The 18,702-nt window shown below is 74.2% G+C and carries 18 protein-coding genes; 8 read left to right on the plus strand and 10 right to left on the minus strand.

Going from position 1 to position 18,702, the window contains the following annotated elements:
* The first annotated feature begins 46 nt into the window (after positions 1-46).
* On the plus strand, positions 47-1,564 hold the full coding sequence (locus A4V12_RS31555; protein ID WP_079137517.1) for a PLP-dependent aminotransferase family protein: 1,518 nt from the start codon (positions 47-49) through the stop codon (positions 1,562-1,564).
* 267 nt (positions 1,565-1,831) lie between these two features.
* Positions 1,832-2,749 (plus strand): hypothetical protein, encoded by a 918-nt coding sequence (locus A4V12_RS31560; protein WP_079137518.1) that lies wholly within the window; start codon positions 1,832-1,834, stop codon positions 2,747-2,749.
* Between the two features lie 100 nt (positions 2,750-2,849).
* Here the strand turns inward: A4V12_RS31560 and A4V12_RS31565 are convergent, their stop codons facing one another.
* On the minus strand, positions 2,850-3,734 hold the full coding sequence (locus A4V12_RS31565; protein WP_064072881.1) for an alpha/beta fold hydrolase: 885 nt from the start codon (positions 3,732-3,734) through the stop codon (positions 2,850-2,852).
* Between the two features lie 261 nt (positions 3,735-3,995).
* Here A4V12_RS31565 and A4V12_RS38190 point away from each other — a divergent pair, with 261 nt between their 5' ends.
* Positions 3,996-4,169 (plus strand): hypothetical protein, encoded by a 174-nt coding sequence (locus tag A4V12_RS38190; RefSeq protein ID WP_199831436.1) that lies wholly within the window; start codon positions 3,996-3,998, stop codon positions 4,167-4,169.
* Between the two features lie 211 nt (positions 4,170-4,380).
* Here the strand turns inward: A4V12_RS38190 and A4V12_RS31570 are convergent, their stop codons facing one another.
* The gene (locus tag A4V12_RS31570; RefSeq protein WP_064072882.1) at positions 4,381-5,079 is read right to left on the minus strand and encodes a tectonin domain-containing protein; all 699 of its coding nucleotides are present in this window, start codon (positions 5,077-5,079) and stop codon (positions 4,381-4,383) included.
* A gap of 349 nt (positions 5,080-5,428) precedes the next feature.
* Entirely contained in the window at positions 5,429-6,709 is a 1,281-nt protein-coding gene (locus tag A4V12_RS31575; protein ID WP_064072939.1) for an MFS transporter, read from the minus strand.
* A gap of 73 nt (positions 6,710-6,782) precedes the next feature.
* Here A4V12_RS31575 and A4V12_RS31580 point away from each other — a divergent pair, with 73 nt between their 5' ends.
* Positions 6,783-7,541 carry a DeoR/GlpR family DNA-binding transcription regulator gene (locus tag A4V12_RS31580; protein WP_064072883.1) on the plus strand — a complete coding sequence of 253 codons (759 nt, stop codon included), beginning with the start codon at positions 6,783-6,785 and terminating at the stop codon, positions 7,539-7,541.
* 372 nt (positions 7,542-7,913) lie between these two features.
* On the opposite strand, the gene A4V12_RS31585 is transcribed toward A4V12_RS31580, so the two are convergent.
* The 5 genes from A4V12_RS31585 to A4V12_RS31605 form a co-directional block, all read right to left on the minus strand.
* The gene (locus A4V12_RS31585; protein WP_079137519.1) at positions 7,914-8,276 is read right to left on the minus strand and encodes a hypothetical protein; all 363 of its coding nucleotides are present in this window, start codon (positions 8,274-8,276) and stop codon (positions 7,914-7,916) included.
* A 358-nt stretch (positions 8,277-8,634) separates the two neighbouring features.
* Entirely contained in the window at positions 8,635-8,820 is a 186-nt protein-coding gene (locus A4V12_RS31590; RefSeq protein WP_064072884.1) for a hypothetical protein, read from the minus strand.
* 197 nt (positions 8,821-9,017) lie between these two features.
* A complete protein-coding gene (locus tag A4V12_RS31595) occupies positions 9,018-9,422 on the minus strand; it encodes a DUF6336 family protein (protein WP_064072885.1) in 405 nt (134 codons plus the stop codon).
* Between the two features lie 100 nt (positions 9,423-9,522).
* Positions 9,523-10,725, minus strand: a complete 1,203-nt coding sequence (locus tag A4V12_RS31600; protein WP_064072886.1) for an NAD(P)/FAD-dependent oxidoreductase — start codon at positions 10,723-10,725, stop codon at positions 9,523-9,525.
* Between the two features lie 136 nt (positions 10,726-10,861).
* Positions 10,862-11,806, minus strand: a complete 945-nt coding sequence (locus A4V12_RS31605) for an RNA polymerase sigma-70 factor (protein WP_064072887.1) — start codon at positions 11,804-11,806, stop codon at positions 10,862-10,864.
* A gap of 414 nt (positions 11,807-12,220) precedes the next feature.
* Here A4V12_RS31605 and rox point away from each other — a divergent pair, with 414 nt between their 5' ends.
* Both rox and A4V12_RS31615 read left to right on the plus strand, forming a co-directional pair.
* Complete coding sequence (rox, locus tag A4V12_RS31610) at positions 12,221-13,657, plus strand: rifampin monooxygenase (RefSeq protein WP_064072888.1); 1,437 nt, start codon at positions 12,221-12,223, stop codon at positions 13,655-13,657.
* Positions 13,658-13,804: 147 nt separating this feature from the next.
* Positions 13,805-14,215, plus strand: coding sequence for a RidA family protein (locus A4V12_RS31615; RefSeq protein ID WP_064072889.1), 411 nt, complete (start codon positions 13,805-13,807; stop codon positions 14,213-14,215).
* A 67-nt stretch (positions 14,216-14,282) separates the two neighbouring features.
* Here A4V12_RS31615 and A4V12_RS31620 read toward each other — a convergent pair whose 3' ends face one another.
* Complete coding sequence (locus A4V12_RS31620) at positions 14,283-15,176, minus strand: PaaX family transcriptional regulator C-terminal domain-containing protein (protein ID WP_064072890.1); 894 nt, start codon at positions 15,174-15,176, stop codon at positions 14,283-14,285.
* Entirely contained in the window at positions 15,173-15,826 is a 654-nt protein-coding gene (locus tag A4V12_RS31625) for a GNAT family N-acetyltransferase (RefSeq protein WP_064072891.1), read from the minus strand. Before A4V12_RS31625 ends, A4V12_RS31620 begins: the two co-directional genes overlap by 4 nt.
* 111 nt (positions 15,827-15,937) lie before the next feature.
* On the opposite strand from A4V12_RS31625, the gene A4V12_RS31630 reads away from it, so the two are divergent.
* Both A4V12_RS31630 and A4V12_RS31635 read left to right on the plus strand, forming a co-directional pair.
* Positions 15,938-17,032: an alpha/beta hydrolase family protein gene (locus A4V12_RS31630; protein ID WP_064072892.1), complete on the plus strand. Its 1,095-nt coding sequence runs from the start codon at positions 15,938-15,940 to the stop codon at positions 17,030-17,032.
* 331 nt (positions 17,033-17,363) lie between these two features.
* Complete coding sequence (locus A4V12_RS31635; protein WP_064072893.1) at positions 17,364-18,680, plus strand: MFS transporter; 1,317 nt, start codon at positions 17,364-17,366, stop codon at positions 18,678-18,680.
* Positions 18,681-18,702: the final 22 nt, after the last annotated feature.

Raw genomic sequence — 18,702 nt, forward strand, 5'->3', positions numbered from 1 at the left:
GAACCGCTTGCGCGCACAGGGCCAATCCCGGCAGATTGGTCCGGCGATGGAACCAATTGCCACTCCCCTGGACGAGTTCGTCGCCCGCCTCGGCCGCTGGTCGGCCGGGCGGGGGCCGCTGTACCTGCTGCTCGCCGCCCGCCTGCGGCAGTTGATCGACGAGGGGCTGCCGGCCCCGGGGGCCCTGCTGCCGCCCGACCGGCGGCTCGCCGGTGCGCTCGCGGTGGGGCGCACGACGGTCGTGGCGGCCTATGACGTCCTGCGTCAGGAGGGGCGCCTGGTGCGGCGGCAGGGCAGCGGGACCCGCGTGGCGTCCGCCGCGCTGGTGCCGGGCCCCCGGGTCAGGGAGACGTCCAACCCGCTCTTCCTGCACCTGCTGGAGACGCCGGACGACGTGATCCTGATGAGCTGCGCGGCGCCGGTGGACCCGCCGACCGAGCTGACCGAGGCGTACCGGACGCTGACGTTCCCGGCCGGTGACCTGGGCTACCACCCGGCGGGGCTGCCGGCCCTGCGGGAGGCGGTCGCCGAGCGGTACGGGGCGCGCGGCGTCCCGACCGGTCCGGAACAGGTACTGGTCACCACCGGTGCCCAGCAGGCCCTGTCGCTGCTGACCCGGCTGCTGGTGGCGCCGGGTGACGGGGTCCTCGTGGAGGCGCCGACGTATCCGGGGGCGCTGGACCTGTTCCGGGAGGCGGCGGCCGTCCCGCACCCGGTCGAGGTGGGGCCGGCGGGGGTGGACGTGGCGGGGGCCGTCGCGGTGATGGAGCGTCCCCGGCCGGCCCTGGCCTATGTGATCCCCCGCTTCCAGAACCCCACCGGGGCGGTCCTCCCGCCACTGGCCGGCCGCCGGCTCGTCGAGGCGGCGAACCGGCTCGGCGTGCCGCTGGTGGACGACGAGGTGCCGGTGGACCTGGCGTTCGAGGCCGGGGCGCCGTCTCCGTCGCTCTCCTCGTACGGCGACGTGGTCGCGGTCGGCTCGCTGAGCAAGGTGGTGTGGGGCGGGCTGCGGATCGGGTGGGTGCGGGGTCCGGCGCCGCTGATCGCCCGGCTGGCCCGCCTCAAGGCCCTCCACGACCTCGGGACGGACGTGCCGGCGCAGTGGGTGGCCACCCGGCTGCTGGCCGGCTTCGCGCCGATCGTGGCGGCGCGGGCACGCACGCTGCGCGCCCGTCACGACCACCTGCGGGCCGAACTGGCGCGGCGGCTTCCCTCGTGGAACTGCCCACCGGCCGGGGGCGGCCAGACGTTGTGGGTCCGCCTCCCGCACGGCGACGGTGTGGCCTTCGCCCAGGTCGCGCTGCGGCACGGGGTGGCGCTGCTGCCGGGTGCCACGATGGACGCGCTGGGCGGCAGCGCGCGGTGCCTGCGGCTGCACCACATGCTGCCGCCGGAGGTGCTGTCGGAGGCGGTGGACCGGCTCGCGCGGGCGTGGGACGAGTACGCGCCCCAGGCGGCGCCGTCCTCACCCGGCCGTGCGGGCTCCCCGGCGTTCCCTCCCCCGTTCCCTCCGGTCGGCTCGCCGGCCGGATCACCGGCCGCGCTCAACGCGATAGCGGTGTGACGACCGAGGACCGGGGCCGCTGCGCCGGGGGCCCTGTGCCGGTCCCGGGGCGGGGCGGGGCGGGGCAGCCGTGGCTCGGCGCCGGTCCCGGCTGCCGGGGCCGGCGTTCGGGAGCCGGAGGCCGGGGGCGGGAGCGGGGGCGGGGGCGCAACCGGTGACCGGGGGGGCCGGGCCGTCGGTGCAGCCGGTGGCCATGGGGTCATCAGGCCTTAGGATCCCGGAAGTTGTATCGACCACCAACTCCATGACCGACCAGGGGGAACACCCATGTCTCAGCAGCGTCTCAGCCGCCGCGGAATACTGGCCGGCGCCACCGCCGCGCTGGTGGCCGGCTCGGCGTCGGGCACCGCATCGGCGGCCGACGTGCCGGCGCCGAGCCCGTACCCGCTCAAGCCGCCGCACCAGATCGAGGCCGAGGCCCTCGTCGACTACCTGCGCCTTCGTCCCTGGAGCGACGGCGCGAACCGCTACAAGACGGCGGGACAGTTCCCGAACGAGAACTCGGCACTGTCCTGGGGCGCGCCCGGCCACCCGGAGCAGTTCTCGGCGTTCGCCCAGTGCTCGTCGTTCCTGACCATGGTCCTCCAGCGCGCGTACGGCACCGGTACGGCGTACGGGTGGGCCACCCGGGAGTACTTCGCCCAGCACTTCAGGACGGAGCCCGGCAAGTTCTACCCGACCGCCGAGAAGTTCCGTGAGGGCTTCGCGAACGCGGCGGCCGTTCCGCACTTCACCGCGGTCACCAAGCCGGTCAACCTCCGGCCCGGGGACCTGGTCGCCTTCGACTACGACCCGGAGACGACCACCGAGCCGTACACCGGGCACATCGTCATGATCCGGGAACGCAAGGGCACGCTGGCGTCCCCGGCGGACCGCCAGGTCGGCGAGGGTGTCGTCCCGTACGTCTTCGAGATCATCGACTGCACCAGCGACCCGCACGGCAACCCGGCCGCCTCCGCGGGCGCGGAGGCCACCTACCGGGGCTTCCCCGACACCCGTATCGAGGAGCCGGCGGAGGGCGCCTCGGGGTGGACCGAGCACAACGGCGTGGGGTACGGCCACATCGTGTTCTACGCGGATCCCACCACGAAGCTCTTCGCCGGCTACCGCTGGAGCGTGAACTCCTCGACCGCGCGCAGGGCGGCCGACCGTCCGATCGCCGCCGCCCGCGTCCACCTCGGCTGACGCCCGGCGCCCGGGTGCCGGCGCGTACGGCGGTCCGGCACCCGGGCGGGGCGGGGCGCGCCCGGGAGGGAACGGCGGGGCACGCGGGGCGCGGCAGGGATCAGCGCGCGCCGTCCAGCACTTCGCGCAGGGTCAGGGCGAACTCGTCCGGGGCGCCCTGCTGCCCGTACTCGCCACCGAGGAAGCCTCCGTGGTGGCTGGGGAAGAGCGTCAGGGCGGTGCCCAGCAGCCGGGCGATCTCCGCCGCCGCCCGGGCGGGGAACTCCCCGTCCGACTCCTTGCCCGCCGCCACGACCACGCGCGTGGGTGCGGCCAGCAGCGCGGCCGTGTCGGGGGCGAAGCCCGTGCAGCCGAGCATGTTCTGCCCCAGCAGGGGGTCGTCCCGCGAGCCGTCGTCCTCGCTCGGCAGGCCGAAGGCCGCCGGGTCCGGTGCCGGCTCCGCGCGCCAGTCGTCGGGGAAGAGGCCCTTCCGGCCCGCGGCGGCGATGAACTTGGCCATCGCCGGTCCCATGCCCTGCCGCAGGTAGGTGGTGTGGATGTCCTCGCACACGCCCAGTGCTGCCACGCTGTCGGGCAGCACGCGCGCCACGGGCGGCTCGTGGGCGACGAGCGTCGCGACCTTTTCGCCGTGCCGGGCCACCAGGGCGAGCGCGTTCACGGCGCCACCGCTGCTCGCGAACAGGTCGACCGGGCCGCGGCCGAGCGCCTCGATCACGCGCCGCACGTCGTCCGCGTGCTCCTCGGGGGCCGTCCGGGGGGCGCCGTCGGTGCGCGGGCTGCGGCCGGTGCCGCGCGGGTCGTAGGTCACCACGGTGCGGTCGGTGAAGCGGGCGGCGAGCGAGGCGAAGCCGGCCGCGCCCATCGGCGAGCCGATCAGCAGCAGCGGCCGACCGCCGGTGCCGTCACCGTCCGGGTGCCGCACGTCGTAGGTGAGCGTCGCGCCCGGCGCGTCCAGGGTCCGGCTCTCGGTCTCGGTCTCGGTCATGTCCGTCTCCTCAGGGGGTGTGCCACTGCCCCTGTTGACCGGCCCGGCGCCGCGAACTCATCGGTCGGCGGCGGAACCGTGCCCCCACCGTGCGGGCACGGCGATGGCCCGAACGTGTCTGCGGCCGGAATCCGGGGGCACATGGACCGTTGCACCGCACCGTCCGCCGCTTTCACCGCTTCGCGCATCCGCACACGCGCGCATCCGCGCATCCACGCACCGAACATCCGCACATCGAGCATCCGACAAGGGAGCCGTCCCATGCTGGGCATCGTCGCCGCCGTTCTGTTCTTCGTCGCCTTCCTCATCAACGCCGCCGAGATCGGCACCAACGACACGTTCTCCTCGGGCAACGTCATGCTGCTGGGCCTGACACTGCTCGCACTGCACGTCGCGGGTATCGGCACCTCCTGGCACTCCCGCCGTCGCCGCTGACCTCCCCTCCCGGAGGGCCCGGCTGCCGGCCGTTCCACGTATCCGTACGCGCCGCCGGACGGACCGGTGCGCCCACCGTGCGGGCACGGTGGACGCACCGGTGGACGCGGCTGGAGCGGTGTGCCCGGGGGCCGGCGCGCCCGGGCACATGGGGGGTCCCACTCCCGCGAAAGCGTCCCGAGCCGGGCGGCGCGACGACGCCGGCGGCGGCCTAGCCGGGCTGGTCGCCGCTGTAGCGGTAGATGTTGCCGGCCGCGTTGACGCCCCACACCGTGCCGTCGGGGGCCGCACCGATGTCGGTCAGCGCGCCGGGGATGTTGATCCACGGGTTAGAGTCGTTACCGGTGTAGCGGTAGATGCCACCGCCCGAGTTCACCCCCCACACGTTGGTCCTCGACCCGGCCGAGATGCGCGCCAGACCACCGGAGATCTGCTTCCAGGTCGTCGAGCTCTCGTCACCGGTGTAGCGGTAGATGTTCCCGGCGGAGTTGACCCCCCACACCGTGCCGTCCGCCGCCGCACCGATGTCGGTCAGCGCGCCGGGGATGTTGATCCACGGGTTGGAGTCGTTGCCGCTGTAGCGGTAGATGCCGCCGCCCGAATTCACCCCCCACACGTTGGTCCTCGACCCGGCCGAGATGCGCGCCAGACCACCGGAGATCTGCTTCCAGGTCGTCGAGCTCTCGTCACCGGTGTAGCGGTAGATGTTCCCGGCGGAGTTGACCCCCCACACCGTGCCGTCCGCCGCCGCACCGATGTCCTTGAGGGCGCCGGGGATGTTGATCCAGGGGTCCGCGTCGTCCCCGCTGAAGCGGTAGATGTTCCCCGCGGAGTTGACCCCCCACACGTTGGTCCTAGAGCCCGCGGAGATCGCCGTGAGAGCACCGGTGATCTGAGTCCATTCAGCCATGATCTGAGCCCCTGTCGTCGGGTTCCGTAACCAGGTGATGGACGACGGGAGGGTGGGGCAAACGGGTGACGATGCCCGCCGGTCACCGGAAACTACGGAAAATCGATGTTTGGCGGGGAGGCCGCCGTACGCCTCGGAGTGCCTGGTCTCCCGTCCCGGTCAACCGATGTCCGGAATCCGTGTACCTCGCACGAGTGACCCGCGTGGCACCCTCTCGCCATCGCTGCGCGCATGAACGAGCGACGACGGGACAGTGCCGGCGAACCGACGCCGAGCGGCACCGAGTGGCACCGGGCGACACGGGGCGACGCGGACGGCTCGCCGGCGAGGAGGGCCCGCGGGGCCGGCCTCAGGCCGTACTCGTGCCGACCGCCGGTCCGTCGGACGCCGGCCGGACGGCCGCTCCGGCCCCGGGCCGCGTGTCGGGGCGGAGCACGCCGGCCGCCGCGGCGGCCACCGCGCAGAGCGCCACCGGGAGCAGCAGGGCGAGGTTCAGCGGTACGAGGTGGGTCAGCGGGCCGATGACGGCGGGCCCGGCCAGCATGCCGAGGTAGCCGAGCCCGGCGACCCGGGAGACGTGGGCGCCGGCCGCGTCCTCGTCGGTGTGGCCCGCGGCGCTGAAGAACTGCGGTACGCAGCCGGACAGTCCGAGCCCGAACACGGCCCAGCCCGCGAGCGCGGGCACCACCCACGGGGACAGCGCGGCGACGGTCAGCCCGGCGCCTGCGGCGGCGGCGCCGTAGCGGACGACGAACACCGGGCCGGTACGGGCGGCGACCCGGTCGGTGAGCAGACGGCCCACCGTCATGGCGGTGGCGAAGGCCCCGTAGGCGAAGGCGGCGGTGGCGGCGGGCGCGCCCAGCACGTCCTCCAGGTGCAGCACGCTCCAGTCGTTGGCGACGCCCTCGCAGAGCATCAGCAGCAGGGCCAGGACGGCCAGGACCCACACGCGCCGGGGCGTGCGCCGCCGGCCGGCCGGGCGCGCGCCCTCGCCCGTCGCGCCGGCGACGGCGGCCGCCGCGTCGGTCGCGCTGTCCTCCCCCGTGGTGGCGGCGCCCTTCCCGGCGCCTCGCGGCGGGCCGAGCAGTGCGGGTGTGGCGACGAGGGTCACCAGGAGGCCGGTCGCGGCGACGACGGTCAGGGTCGCGCCGAGGTCCCACCCCCAGGTGATCAGACGCGCGCCGACGAGTGCGGCGAGCACACCGCCCAGCGAGAACACCGCGTGGAACGCGGACATGACCGGTCGGCCGTAGGCGCGCTCCACCTGGACGGCGTGGGTGTTCATGCTGACGTCGAGGCAGCCGTTGCCGAAGCCCAGCAGGAACAGCGCGACCCCGAGCCAGGGCGCGTCGGCCGCCAGGGCGGGCGCCACCACCGCCGCGCTGCACAGCACGGCGCCCGCGGGCACCACCCGGCGGGCGCCGAGGCGGTCGGTGAGACGGCCGCACATCTGCATTCCGGCGAACGCGCCGCCACCCAGCAGCAACAGCAGCCATCCCAGGACGGCGTGGCTGATCCCGGTGCGCGACTCGACAGCGGGGATGTGCACGATCCACATGCCCATCACGAAGCCGTTCAGGGCGAAGAAGGCGAACGTGGCGAGGCGGGCGGCCCGCAGGGTTCTGTTCATGACCGCGAGCATAATGAACAAGGAACATGTTCGATACGTTGACTTTCGCACACGCATCCTGTGCAATACGCGTATGGGAACCACGGAACGACACCGCCGGATCGCCGACGCCCTGCGGGAGGCGCACGAACTGAGCGTGGCGGAACTGGCCGGGCTCACCGGCAGCTCCGAGATGACGGTGCGGCGCGATCTGGAGATCCTGGCCGATCAGGGGGTGCTCGAACGGTTCCGCGGCGGTGCGCGCAGTCTGCTGCTGCGCGGCGAGGAACCGCCGTTCGGGCTGCGGGCGCGGGAGGGCGAGGAGGCCAAGCGCCGGATCGCCGCCGATGTCGCCGCCCTCATCGCCGACGGCGAGTCCGTCGTCCTCGACAGCGGGACGACGTGCCTGGAGGTCGCGAAGGCGCTGCGCGACCGTCGTGTCACCGTGATGCCACTGTCGCTGCACGCCGCCAACGCGCTGACCGGTGCCCCGTCCGTGCGGCTGCTCCTGCCGGGCGGCGAGCCGAGGCCCGGCGAGCTGGCGCTGACCGGGCCCCTCACGGAGGCGTCCCTCGCGGCGGTCCGTTTCGACACGGCCGTCATCGGCTGCTGCGGCCTCACCGCCGACGACGGTCTGACCGCCTACGACCTCGCCGACGCGGCCGTCAAACGGGCGGCGATGGCGTCGTCACGCCGCACCGTCGCGGTCGCCGAGGCGGCCAAGTTCTCCCGCACGGCGCTGGCGTTCGTCGCACCGCCCACCGCGCTCCACGCCGTCGTCACCGACGTCACGGCACCGGCGGCGGCGACCGACGCGCTGGCCGCGGCCGGCGTCACCGTACGGAAGGTGTGACCCCGCCATGACGTCCCGCGGACGCGCTGCCCGGGAGTGACGCACGGCTTCTTCGCCATGGCGGGCACGCTCGACGCGGGGAGCCGCGCGGCGGAACAGGCGGCGGCGTTCCTGCGCACCGCGTTCGACGGCGGCGCCGCCACCACATGAGCCCCGGACGCCCGGGCGCCGATCACCGGGACACGTCGCGCCCCGGTGAGCCGCCGCCTGCCGCGTCGGCCGCTCGGCCGCCGGTGCCCGGTCGTCGGCGTGGCCGCGCGTGCCGGGTTGTGCGACACCCCGGGGGCGCCGGCCGCGCCGAGCCGAGGGGAGAAGGTCCGCGAGTGAAACCGTCCGCCGGGGCGGAGCGCGCGGCAGGGACCGCGGCGAGACCTACGCCACGTACAAGTACGCGTTGATCTCCGTGCCCGACGCCTCCCAAGTGAACTTGGTCCGCGAGTCCTTGGGACACGCCTTCGCCTCCTTGCGGCTCTGGCCGTCGGTGAAGGCCGCGAACGCCTTCACGAAGGCGCACTTCCCGTCCGCCTTCGTGTCCCTCACCCAGCCGTCGATGACGACCCTGCCTCCGACGCACTCGATGCTCCACGCGGCCTCACCGCCGGTCGTGGAGGGCGACAGACGGGCGGGGCACTTGGCCTCCGCATCGGCCGGGCCGGCGGTGGCGGGAGCCGCGGCCAGCGTGACCGCCACCACGACGGCACCGGTCAGGGCGGACAACCTGGCGGCGATCTTCATCCTTACCTCCGTGTGAGCGAGTCGAGTCGACGGTGCATCGCGACCAGACGCTAGTGATGTCGTCCGCTCCGCAACCACCCGCAAACCGGTCATTCGGCGAACCGGCCCGGCCTGCCCGGATGCGGACGCTCCTTCTTTCGGTCACCGCGCTCTGCCCGGCGGCCCGCGCGTCCGTGGCGTGCCGGGCGGCCGTCACGACGTGACCCGGCGGGAAACACGCGCGACGCGCAGGGACGCGGCTCTGCGGGTGGCTCGCGGGCCCGTGCCCCGCGCGGCGGGCGGGCGCCGGGGGCCGCGTGCACAACGCGCCGAAGCGTCCCGCCGGCCCGGCCGGTGCGCCGCCCTGGACGGGCGGCTCTCACTTGTCGTGAAGTGTGCGATCCACCGCCGCGGCCCCGGCGACCCCTGCCCAGGCGCCCGCCTCCCCGGCGGGGGCCATCGTCCGGAAGTCGCCACGGGACACCGCGTCCTCCACGACCCGTCGTCGGGACGGCCTGCCCTGGCCCTGCCAGTGGAACAGCAGGGTGTCGACGCGGAGGGGCACGCGGGCGCCGAAGGGGTGGACGTGCAGGCCGGTTGACGGTGATGACCGCTGTGTCGGCGTCGATCCAGCGCAGGCCGGCCGCCTCCAGTACCGGGCGCGCCGCCGGGGCGTCCTCGTCGGCGGTGGCGAAACGGCCGAGGGTGCTGCGATGTCCGGCATCGGGGGATGCTACTGCGTGCCCCGGAGCCACCGGGGCGTCAGCCGCCGTACAGCCAACTGCCGTACGGGGCCTCGTCCACGAGGTGGTACAGGCCGACGGCGCCGGGGAAGAGCACGAGGGCCGACACCCCGAGCCGGAGCATCGCCGGGGCCGCGACGGTGACGGCGTCCGACTGGCTCTTGACGGTCCGCCAGTCCCGGCAGCGGCGGATGTCCCCCTGGGAGGCCCACCACAGGAAGAGGCCGAACAGTGTCCCGACCCCTGCGAGGGAGGCGGCGAAGCCGCCGACGACGGCGAGGAACGTCTCTCGGTCGTGGTGGTCGCCGACGCACAGGGAAAGGGCCCCGAGCAGCGGGACGGCGGCGAGTCCGGACAGCGCCCCGCGGGCGACCACGTCGCGGAGTCGGAGCGGGGGTCGGGTGATCTCGTCCTGGGCACGCATGTGCCGCACGGTAGCCGGGGACCGGCGTGCACCGTCGGCGGGCCCCCTGCCGCGGGCGGGCGCCCCGCCTGCGGCGTGGGGCGCCCGCTTCCCGAACCCGTCAGGCCGAGCCGCTGACGGCCGGTGAGCCGGTCCTGGCCGTTCCCCGTACGATGCGGCGCCGGCGGGCCGGCATGCCGAGGAGCGGGTTGGCGACGCCCCAGGCCGCGCCCTTGCAGATCAGCTCCTTGTAGACGGCCGCGGGCCGGCCGGTCAGGGCCGCGCCGACGGACCGGTCGTCGGCGGTGACGTACTGGATCAGGCCGTCCTTGCGGCCCAGCGAGATGCACTGGTTGTAGTAACGGATCGTGAGGCTGGGGACCTTGCCACCGGTCAGGCGTGCGGCGATGGTGTCGGCGGCCTGCCACGCGGTGGGGACTCCGGAGGCGCACGACATGCGCAGCGGCTTGTCCCCGGGGCCCATGACGAGCGCCGCGTCGCCGACGGCGTACACGTCCGGGTGCGACACCGAGCGCATGGTCCCGTCGACCACGATCAGGCCGGTGCCGGTGGTCTCCAGGGTGGTGGCCCGCGCGATGGGGTGGACCGCGAAGCCGGTGGTCCACACGGTGGCCGCGGACGGGAGGTCCCTGCCGTCCGCGGTGATGACGCGGTCGGCCTCCACACCGGTGACGGCGGTCCGCTCGTGGACCGTGATGCCGAGCCCGTCGAGGACCTTCCGCAGGTGGCGGCGTCCCTTGTCCGACAGCCAGTCGCCGAGGCCGCCGCGGGCGGCGAGGGCGACGGAGAGGTCGGGGCGGGCCTCGGCGATCTCGGTGGCGGCCTCCAGGCCGGTGAGGCCGCCGCCGACGACGACCACCGGCCGTCCGGCGTCCAGGCCGGCCAGGCGTTCCCGCAGCCGGAGCGCTCCGGGGCGGCTCGACAGCTCGTGGGCGTGCTCGGCCACGCCGGGGACGCCCTGGTCGTTCCAGCCGCTGCCGAGGGCGTACACGAGGGTGTCGTACTCCAGTTCCTCGGCATCGCCGTTCCCGTCCGCGACGGTGACCGTCCTGCGGTCGACGTCGATGCCGGTGACCTTGGCGCACCGGGGCCGGACACCGGTGCCCCGGAACATCTCGGCGAGGGGCCGGGGCTTGAGGTCCTGGCCGGCCGCGAGCTGGTGCAGCCTGACGCGCTCCACGAAGTCGGTTTCGGTGTTGACGAGCGTGATGGCGACGTCGTCGCGGTGCAGCCGCCTGGCCAGGCGGCCGGCCGCGACGGCTCCCGTGTATCCGGCGCCGAGGACGATGATGCGGTGCTGCATGGTGGGTGCTCCTGTCTGCGCGGGCCCGCCCCTTGTCGTGCGCGGCTTCGCCCTATGAACCGGGCGGCCCGCGGTTTCCTGACAGGCCCCCGGTGTGAAGCGGCTCACACCTGGGGGCGGGGGCTTCCCGTGACGGTCAGAAGGCGCGGAACAGCGGTTCCCCGTGCTCGGTCGCGGCCCACACCTCGGTCGCGCGCTGGAGCTTGTCGGGGTTGACCTGGCTGCGGAACGCGGCGATCCCCTCGCCGGTGATCTCCAGGCACATGATCCCGACGACCCGGCCGTCGACGACCGCCACGACGGCGATGTCCCCGTTGGCGGTCGTCACGTACATCTCGGGCGAGCCGCCGACCAGGGCGCGCTTGGACGGTGCCGGCTTGAACAGTCCCCGCATGAACTTGGCGACCGCGAGGGTGCCCTCGACCGCCCGGGCGCGCGCCGGGACCTTCCCGCCGCCGTCGCCGACCGCCAGGACGTCGGCGGTGAGCAGCTTCACGAGCGGCTCGGTCCTGCCCGTGGTGGCGGCGGCCAGGAACTCCTCGACGACCCGCCGGGCGGCGGCCGCGTCGATCTCGGCGCGGGGCCGGCCGTCCGCGAGGTGCTTCTTGGCCCGGTGGAAGATCTGCTGGCTGGCGCTCTCGGAGACGTCGAGGATCTCGGCGATCTCCCGGTGCGGGTAGTCGAAGGCCTCGCGCAGCACGTAGACCGCCCGCTCGTTGGGCGTCAGCCGCTCCATGAGGGTGAGGACCGCGTACGAGACCGACTCGCGCTGCTCCGCGGTGTCGGCCGGGCCGAGCATCGGGTCGCCGTCGAGCAGCGGCTCGGGCAGCCATTCGCCGACGTACGTCTCGCGCCGGGCGCGGGCCGAAGTGAGCTGGTTCAGGCAGAGGTTGGTGAGCACCTTCGTCAGCCAGGCCTCGGGCACCTCGATGCGCCCGACGTCGGTCGCCTGCCAGCGCAGGAACGTCTCCTGTACGGCGTCCTCGGCCTCGCTCGCGGAGCCGAGGAGGCGGTAGGCGATGGCTTCCAGGCGCGGCCTGGCGACCTCGAACCGGTTCACGTCCTGCATGGTCAGCGGCATGGCCGGATCCTAGCCGGGCGGGTGGCCGGACGGCTCGGGGAGGTCGCGGAGCGGGGTGCGGGGGCCGGCCGGGGGGTGGGGCGGTGGCCGCGGCGGCCCGTCCGGCGCTCGGAGGGGCGAGGAGCGGGGTGGGTGGCACGGAGGGTGGGCGGTGCGGTGCGGACCGGGTGGCACGGGGGGGGTGAGCGGTGCGGAGGGGGGCGGAAACAGCGAAGGCAAGGAGGTCAGCCGCTCCTTGCCACTCTCAACGTATAGCGCACGGGGGGCCTTGCGGCAAGGCCCCCGTCATGACGCAGAATCGTCGGCCTGAGCCAGAACCTCCGGTAATCGACGCTTTGCGACGTATCTACTGCTTCGTCGCAGTGGGCACCGCGCCGGACGCGGTGCGCCGGCGGCGTGGAAGAGGGGGATCTCATGATCGACGTGATCGTCGTCGGTGGCGGGCCGACCGGTCTGATGCTGGCGGGCGAACTGCGGCTGGCCGGGGTGAGCACACTGGTGCTCGACCGGCTGGACCGGCCGACCGAGCAGTCCCGCGCGCGTGGCCTGCACGCGCGCAGCGTGGAGGTGATGGACCAACGCGGCCTGCTGGAGCGGTTCCTGGCGCTCGGCGAGACCGTCGCGGTCGGCGGGTTCTTCGCCGGCATCGACGCGCCGTGGCCGGACCGGCTCGACACCGCGCACCCGTACGTGTTGTCCATCCCGCAGACGGTCACCGAGCGCCTGCTGGCCGAGCACGCCGCCGCGTCGGGGGCGGAGATCCGCCGCGGCTGCGAGCTGGTCGGGCTCGACCAGGACGAGCGGGGGGTGACCGCCGAGCTGGCCGACGGCACGCGGCTGCGCTCGCGCTACCTGGTGGGCTGCGACGGCGGCCGCAGCACGGTCCGCAAGCTGCTCGGTGTCGGTTTCCCCGGTGAACCCGCCACGGTCGAGACACTGCTGGGCGACATGGAGGCGACCGAGGACCCGGAGAGGATCGCGGCCGTCGTCGCGGAGGTCCGCAGGACGCAGATGCGGTTCGGCGCCATCCCCGACGTGGACGGCAACAAGGGGATGTACCGCATCGTCGTGCCCGCCGAGGGGGTGGCCGAGGACCGTACGGCCCCGCCGTCGCTGGAGGAGTTCCGGCAGCAGCTCCGGGCGTTCGCCGGGACCGACTTCGGGGTGCACTCGCCGCGCTGGCTCTCGCGCTTCGGCGACGCCACCCGGCTGGCCGAGCGCTACCGGGTGGGACGGGTGCTGCTGGCCGGGGACGCGGCGCACATCCACCCGCCCACCGGCGGGCAGGGTCTCAACCTCGGCATCCAGGACGCGTTCAACCTCGGCTGGAAGCTGGCCGCGGAGGGCGGCGGCCGGGCGCCGGTGGGGCTGCTGGACAGCTACGAGGCCGAACGCCGGCCGGTGGCGGCCGACGTGCTGGACAACACCCGGGCGCAGATGCTGCTGCTCTCCCCCGAGGCGGGTCCCCGGTCGGTGCGCCGGCTGTTCGCCGAACTCATGGACTTCGAGGAGGTGAACCGGTACCTGATCGAGAAGATCACCGCGATCGGGGTCCGTTACGACCTCGGCGGCGGCCACGACCTGGTCGGCCGCCGGCTGCGGGACGTGGCGCTGGAGCGGGGGCGCCTGTACGGGCTGATGCACGGCGGGCGCGGGCTGCTGCTCGACCGGACCGGCCGGCTGTCGGTGGCGGGGTGGTCCGGCCGGGTCGACCACGTCGTTGACGCGGCCGGTGAACTGGACGTACCCGCCGTGCTGTTGCGGCCGGACGGTCATGTGGCCTGGGTCGGCGACGACCAGCGGGAGTTGCGCGGCCGGCTGTCCGAGTGGTTCGGCGCGGCCTCGGACTGAGCGTCGCCGCTCCCCGGCCGGCGAGCGGGGGATCCGTTCGTGCGGGACGGGGGAATGGGCGGCTCCCGGCGCGCGTTCGCACGGGTGCCGACGGTGGCCGCCGCCGGCCCGTGACCGTACGTACCCGTCCGAAGGGACCACGCCGCAGTGACGACGGACCAGCGCACCATCACCAACCCGGGCACCCTGCACGACCCCGCCGCGTTCGGCTACAGCCACGCGGTCTCCGCGCCGGGCGAGCTCGTCTTCATCGCGGGCCAGTACGCCTCCGACGGCACCGGAGCGCCCGTGCCCGGAGACTTCGCCGCGCAGGTCGAGTTGTCGCTCGGCAACCTGCGGCACGCCCTGGAGGGCGTCGGTCTGGGCTTCGAGCACGTGGTCCGGCTCGGCTCGTACGTCGTCGACCACGACCCCGGGAAGCTGGAGGTCCTCGGCAAGGCTCTGCACGCGGCGTTCGGCGAGCGCCTGCCGGCGCAGACGCTGAGCGGGGTGGCGGCGCTCGCGCTGCCCGGCATGCTCTTCGAGATCGACGCGGTGGCGGTGCGCCCCGCCGCCTGAGCCGTGCGCCCGCCCCGCCGACCGAGCCGTGCGTCCCGCCGCCTGCACCGTGCGTCCGGCCGGCTGATCAGCCAGTGTCGAGTACGTCGGCGTAGAGCGCGAACAGGCGCAGGTCCGACGGCCGGTCACCCGCCCGGGCCGCCCGGAGGTGCCGCCAGCAGTCGGCCGTCAGGCGGCGGGCGCGGCTGCCGGGCCAGGGGGCGGGCAGCAGCTCGGGAGGCAGGAGGGGGTCGGGGGTCATCGCCGCGCCGACGTGCGCGGCGAGCTCCACGGTGGTGGTGAGCCGCTCGGCGTCCGACGGTTCCGGGTCGTGGGTGAGGCGGGCGAGGCGGGACGCCGCGAAGTCCGCGAGCCGTTCGTACCGGGCGGCGATCCGGTCCAGCGGCCAGAGCGCGGCGGCGAGTTCGCGCGGCTCGTCGGTGCCGCCGATGCGCAGGTCGGTGGTGGTGAGGCGGGTGAGCGCGTCGAGGACGCCGAGCCGGCGGGCGTGGGCCTCGACGAGTTCGGCGACGGGGTTGGCGGTGACGTACAGGCCGCTCTGGACGGGCGCCGCGCCGAGATGGAGGAGGCTTTCGCGCAGGGCGTCGCGGGCGGTGCGGCGCGTTTCGGGCACGGCGAAGGCGAACAGGTGCCACGTGCCGTCCCACGGGGCGAGTCCGGCGTCCTGCCGGTAGGCGTGGCGGAGGTACGCGGCGTCCGGCGCCAGGGTCCCGGTGGCGTCGGCGAGGGCGCGGAGGGTCGCACCGCGGCCGCGGCCCTCCTGGGTGAAACGGCCCTCGGTGACGAGCCGTTTGACGCACAGTCTGACCTGCTGGCCGGTCATGCCCAGCGACTCGGCGACGGTGTACAGCTCGTCGGCGTCCACGGTGCCGTCCTCGCGGACGAGTGCGTGGACGAGCAGCCGGGTGGGGATCTCCGGCCTGTCGGCCGGGTCGCCGGCGTGGCCGGTGGTCGCGTTCACGGTGTCTCCTTCGTGTCCGGCGCGTCCGCGGCGGTGACCCGGCGGTGCATGGTCGTGACCGCGCCGAAGCCCATGAGGCCGCGCAGGTAGGGGGTCCGCTCGGTGCGGACGGGGGCGAAGCCGTGGCGCTCGTAGAGCGCCTTGGCGCGGGGGTTGGCGTCGATGACGTCCAGGCGGATCCGGTGGCAGCCGTGGTCGGCCGCGATGGCGGCGATCTCCTTCAGCAGCAGACCGCCGATGCCGGTGCCGCGGTGCGCCGCGTCCACGGCGATGCCGTCCATGACGAGTTCGCCCTCGGCGGGTTCGCGCTCGAAGAGGGCGAGGAGCGCGAGTCGCGGCAGACCGCGGAGAAGACCGTACTCCGTCAGCACGTCCTTCGCGCTCCCGCCGGTCAGCGCGCGGTCGCCGAGCCGGTACCCGGCCACACCCACCACCCGGTCGCCGATGAGCGCGGTGACGCCCCGGTCGTGCCGCAGGTGGGCCGCGATGAACCGGCGCCCCGCCTCGGGCGGGCCGAGCGCCGGGGAGAGCTTGCGGCCGAACGCCTCCCAGTAGAGCTCCGCCACCCGCTCCTCACCGCCCCGCGGTACGCCTCTGCGGATGACCGGCCGGCCGCCGGCCACCGCTGCCCCGTCCTCGGTCCTGTCCATCGCCGCGTCCTCTCGTCGGGTCCACCGGACCACACCACCTGAACGCAGAGTATACGCTCGTTTTAGCAACGAACGTTCTTGACATGAGCGAAAACTGGTGAGGGGTGGGACATGATCGCGGGGTTCCGGGCGCCCGGACGGCGCGGACGACGGTGGACGGTGTGGGTCTGGGTCCTGGTGGGGGCGCTGCTGGCGGGCGTCGGGGCGGCAGGGCTGATGGTGTGGCAGAACACGTACGCGCTCCGTGAGGAGAAGGTGTCGCTGCGGCACGACGGCAAGCTGCTCCGGGGGGTGCTCGCCCTGCCAGCATCGGGCGACGGGCCTTTCGGCGTGGTGGTCTTCGTGCACGGCGACGGCCCGGTCGACGCGACGCACGAGACGTTCTACCGGCCGCTGTGGGAGTCCTTCGCCCGGGAGGGGTACGCGTCCCTGTCGTTCGACAAGCCCGGGGTCGGCGGTTCGGAGGGCGACTGGCTCGACCAGAGCATGGCGGATCGGGCGGAGGAGACCCTGGCGGCCGTGGCCTGGGCGCGCGCACGCCCGGACCTCGACGGCCGCCGCGTCGGCCTGTGGGGGGCGAGCCAGGCGGGCTGGGTGCTGCCCAAGGTCGCGGCGCGCGACCGGGGTCTGCGGTTCGTCGTCGCCGTGTCCCCGGCCGTCAACTGGCTGCGCCAGGGCCGGTACAACCTCCTCGCCGAGCTGCGCCGGGAGGGTGCCACGGCGGAGCGGCGGGACGCGGCGCTGCGGCGGCGGGAGACCACGCTCGCCCTGCTCGCGCGCAAGGCGTCGTACGCCGAGTACCGCGCGGCGGTCGGCGACGGGGGCGACGTGACGGCCGCGCGATGGTCGTTCATCACCCGGAACCACACCGCCGACGCGACGGCTGACCTCCGGGCCATGCGGGGTACACCGGTCCTCCTGGTGCTGGCCGGCCGGGACGTCAACGTGGACGTCGCCGAGACGGAGGCCGTCTACCGCCGGCTCCTGCCCGCCGCGTCCCTCCACGTCGTTCACCATCCGGACGCCACGCACGCGCTGGTGGAGCACGACGTGGAGCGCTCGGGGTGGCGCCTGACACTGACCGCGGTCTTCGCACCCCGGCAGCTGTACGCCGACGGGGTCCTCGCGGCCCAGGCCGGCTTCGTCCGGCGGCTGAACACCGGGGACGGGGCGGTGCGCGGGCGCGGCGGCGGTGCGGGGCTGTGAGATGCCCCGCGCGGCCCTTGAGAAGGGCTCCACGGACTGTCCATCACGGCCATAGCGGTCGGAATGAGCGATTCCGACCACATGGTCTGCTCCAATGACTGTTTTCGGTCAGAACACATCATCAAGTGATCGCACGCGTGGCCAGTCGGTTTCGCTCCGTCACTCCCCCTGATCACCCGCCCCCACTGGACCGGCACCCCCGCGATTCATCCGGCAGCCACCCAGGACGGTTGAAGATTTTCCTGACACAACACCAAACAGTCGAAAGAAACGACCGAAAGTGTCCATCGTCTTTTGACTACTGATCGACCGTTCAGTGAAGGTCGTTCACATGTCCGTCACATCCCGGGCCGTGAGCAGCGGCCCTCTGCGTATGCGCGACTTCCGTCTGCTGCTGGCCGGGGCGGCGGCCGGGCAGCTCGGCGCCCACGTCACCCTGGTCGCCCTGCCACTCGTGGCGGTGCTCGTACTCGAGGCGACCGCGCTGGAGGTGGGGCTGCTCACGGCCGCCGAGACCGCCGCGTTCCTGGTGATCGGACTCCCCGCGGGCGCCTGGGTCGACCGCATGCGGAAGCTGCCGCTGATGGTCCGGGCCGACGTCGTCCGGGCCGTGGCCATGGCGAGCGTCCCGGCGGCGGCCCTCGCCGGTGTCCTCACCATGGCGCAGTTGTACGTGGTCGCCCTGGTCACCGGCGTCGCGACCGTCTTCTTCGACGTGGCCCACCAGAGCTTCCTGCCCCACCTGCTGCCGAGGGACATGCTGGTCAAGGGCAACGGGGCGCTGGAGACCGTGCGCTCGTCGGCGCAGGTCACCGGTCCCGGGATCGGTGGCGGTCTGGTGCAGCTGGTGGGCGCCCACCTGGCCGTCGTGGTCGACGCCGCCGGATACGCCCTGTCCGCCCTCTTCCTCCGGGGCATCCGGAAGGAGGAACCCCTCCCCGAACCCGCCCCCGGCCGGTCCCTGCGCGCCGATGTCGCCGAGGGCCTGCGCTTCGTGCTGGGTCAGCCCCTGCTGCGGGTGATCGCCGCTTCCACCGGCCTCGGCAACTTCTTCACCGCGCTGCTGATGGCCACCCAGACGGTGTTCCTCGTCCGCGTGCTGGGCCTGGAACCCGGCGCGGTGGGTCTCGTACTGTCGGCCGCCGCCGTCGGCGGACTCGCGGGCGCGCTGGCCGCCGGCGCGCTCGCCGCGAAGCTGGGCCAGGCCCGGATCATCTGGCTCTCCGCACTCGTGACGGGGCCGTTCGCGCTGCTGTGGCCGGTGTCGCAGCGGGTGGGGGGCGCCGTGGTGTTCGCGCTCGGCTCGGGCGTCGTCTTCTTCGGCGCCGTCGTGTACAACGTCGCGCAGGTGAGCTTCCGTCAGGCCCTCTGCCCGCCGGCCCTGCTGGGCCGGATGAACGCGACCCTGCGGTTCCTCATGTGGGGCACGCTGCCGCTGGGGGCGCTGGCCGGCGGGGCGCTCGCCGACCGCTTCGGCGCCGGCGCCGCGCTGTGGTGCTGCGCGGCCGGTTTCCTCGCCGTACCGCTGCCGCTGCTGCTCTCCCCGCTGCTCCGGATGCGGGACCTGCCCGCCGGACCGCACCCGACTGAGCCACCGGCCGCCGGGCAGCAGACCGCAGGGCAGCAGCCCGCCGGACCGCGTTCTTAAGGACCCGTTCGCACCCGGGTGA

Origin of the sequence: Streptomyces noursei, assembly GCF_001646665.1 — a bacterium.
In the GTDB taxonomy this organism is placed as follows: domain Bacteria; phylum Actinomycetota; class Actinomycetes; order Streptomycetales; family Streptomycetaceae; genus Streptomyces; species Streptomyces lavendulocolor.

What these genes read in the sequence shown, in the direction of transcription:
- A4V12_RS31555 (WP_079137517.1), top strand. Translation starts at nt 47, where the DNA reads ATGGAACCAATTGCCACTCCCCTGGACGAGTTCGTCGCCCGCCTCGGC.
- A4V12_RS31560 (WP_079137518.1), top strand. Translation starts at nt 1,832, where the DNA reads ATGTCTCAGCAGCGTCTCAGCCGCCGCGGAATACTGGCCGGCGCCACC.
- A4V12_RS31565 (WP_064072881.1), bottom strand. Translation starts at nt 3,734, where the DNA reads ATGACCGAGACCGAGACCGAGAGCCGGACCCTGGACGCGCCGGGCGCG.
- A4V12_RS38190 (WP_199831436.1), top strand. Translation starts at nt 3,996, where the DNA reads ATGCTGGGCATCGTCGCCGCCGTTCTGTTCTTCGTCGCCTTCCTCATC.
- A4V12_RS31570 (WP_064072882.1), bottom strand. Translation starts at nt 5,079, where the DNA reads ATGGCTGAATGGACTCAGATCACCGGTGCTCTCACGGCGATCTCCGCG.
- A4V12_RS31575 (WP_064072939.1), bottom strand. Translation starts at nt 6,709, where the DNA reads ATGAACAGAACCCTGCGGGCCGCCCGCCTCGCCACGTTCGCCTTCTTC.
- A4V12_RS31580 (WP_064072883.1), top strand. Translation starts at nt 6,783, where the DNA reads ATGGGAACCACGGAACGACACCGCCGGATCGCCGACGCCCTGCGGGAG.
- A4V12_RS31585 (WP_079137519.1), bottom strand. Translation starts at nt 8,276, where the DNA reads ATGAAGATCGCCGCCAGGTTGTCCGCCCTGACCGGTGCCGTCGTGGTG.
- A4V12_RS31595 (WP_064072885.1), bottom strand. Translation starts at nt 9,422, where the DNA reads ATGCGTGCCCAGGACGAGATCACCCGACCCCCGCTCCGACTCCGCGAC.
- A4V12_RS31600 (WP_064072886.1), bottom strand. Translation starts at nt 10,725, where the DNA reads ATGCAGCACCGCATCATCGTCCTCGGCGCCGGATACACGGGAGCCGTC.
- A4V12_RS31605 (WP_064072887.1), bottom strand. Translation starts at nt 11,806, where the DNA reads ATGCCGCTGACCATGCAGGACGTGAACCGGTTCGAGGTCGCCAGGCCG.
- rox (WP_064072888.1), top strand. Translation starts at nt 12,221, where the DNA reads ATGATCGACGTGATCGTCGTCGGTGGCGGGCCGACCGGTCTGATGCTG.
- A4V12_RS31625 (WP_064072891.1), bottom strand. Translation starts at nt 15,826, where the DNA reads ATGGACAGGACCGAGGACGGGGCAGCGGTGGCCGGCGGCCGGCCGGTC.
- A4V12_RS31630 (WP_064072892.1), top strand. Translation starts at nt 15,938, where the DNA reads ATGATCGCGGGGTTCCGGGCGCCCGGACGGCGCGGACGACGGTGGACG.
- A4V12_RS31635 (WP_064072893.1), top strand. Translation starts at nt 17,364, where the DNA reads ATGTCCGTCACATCCCGGGCCGTGAGCAGCGGCCCTCTGCGTATGCGC.